The 1,382-nt window shown below is 57.7% G+C and carries 1 protein-coding gene; it reads right to left on the reverse strand.

Going from position 1 to position 1,382, the window contains the following annotated elements; translation table 11 throughout:
* Positions 1 to 272: 272 nt before the first annotated feature.
* Positions 273 to 1,295, reverse strand: coding sequence for an IS110 family RNA-guided transposase (locus tag HNR55_RS16655; protein WP_166117242.1), 1,023 nt, complete (start codon positions 1,293 to 1,295; stop codon positions 273 to 275).
* Between the last annotated feature and the right edge of the window lie 87 nt (positions 1,296 to 1,382).

The raw sequence follows: 1,382 nt of genomic DNA on the forward strand, positions 1-1,382 counted from the left end.
TCTTCTGTGGTTGCCGTCCGTTATGCAAGAGTTTTCTGACCCATATTGACGTGTGATCGTGTGCGGTCTTCTGTAAGGCCTGTTGATGTGGCCTTTCAGAAGCCACTGGCCAGTATGGTGATCAGCGGATCAGATCCAAATCTCACAGGCGTGCTTTAAAGCACAGAGAAATCCACTGGTTTTTCCGATCCGGATCAAACGATCATGCGCCCATTCAGGTCATCGCCCTCTCACACCCCTACCGGTTCCATCCGCGGGAGCCGAGCCATCGCTCAGGCTGCCACGGACAGGGCCGGATCCCGATAATCCTCCTGTTTTGTTGCCATGGCCCAGATGGCTCGTGCCATCCTGTTGGCCAGCGCAATGGCTACCAGCATACGGGGCTTGCGGGTCAGCATCCGTGCCAGCCAGCTTCCCGGTGCAGGGGCCTTACGGCTGGCCCAGTTCACCTGGGTCATGGCGCCCATGATGAGAAGCCTGCGGATATCAGCCTGCCCGGCTTTTGATATCTTCCCCAGCCTTTCCTTTCCGCCAGATGAGAACTGACGGGGCACCAGCCCCAGCCACGCAGCAAAGTCGCGCCCGCGCCGGAAGCTCTGCAGGTCAGGCGCAAAAGCTTCAATCGCAAGAGCGGTCAGAGGACCCACTCCAGGCATGCTCTGCAATCTGCAGGTGTTTTCACTTTCCTGGGCAAGCATCCTGATCTTCTTTGTTCTGACATCAATCCGCACACTCTGCTCCGAAATCTGTCGCAGCAGATCAAGGCATTCCTGCTTCACAGCCTCTGGCAGAACCGCCTCATCCAGCATGGCTTCAATGTGTCTGATATGCGCAATCCCCTGTGGCACGACGAGACCGAATTCATACAGAACGGCACGCAGGGCATTCACCAGTTCCGTGCGCTGGTGCACCAGACGCTGCCGGGCCCGGAAAAGAACGCCATGCGCCTGCTGCGCTTCAGTGCGTGGTTCGACAAAGCGCATTTCCGGCTGACGGGCCGCAATGACGATCGCTTCCGCATCAGCAGCATCGTTCTTCTGGCGCTTCACGAAAGGCTTCACATACTGCGGAGCGATCAGTCTGACCTCGTGACCAGCTCCTGCCAGTTCGCGAGCCCAGTAATGCGCGCTCCCGCACGCTTCAAGAACGACCAGAGCAGGCGGCTGCGTGGCCATGAACTGCATAAACTGCTGACGACGCAGCTTTTTGCGAAACATCACCTCGCCCGCACGCGAAGCTCCATGAACCTGGAAAATGTTCTTTGCCAGATCAACGCCTATCACTGTATCCTTCATCTGCCGTCCTTTCGCGCAGTCGTTTCTTCCAACGACCATTCTGGCACATTGCGATGCCGTGCGGGGAGGACGGCAACCACCCCATCT

This window comes from Acetobacter lovaniensis, assembly GCF_014207635.1.
In the GTDB taxonomy this organism is placed as follows: Bacteria; Pseudomonadota; Alphaproteobacteria; order Acetobacterales; family Acetobacteraceae; genus Acetobacter; species Acetobacter lovaniensis.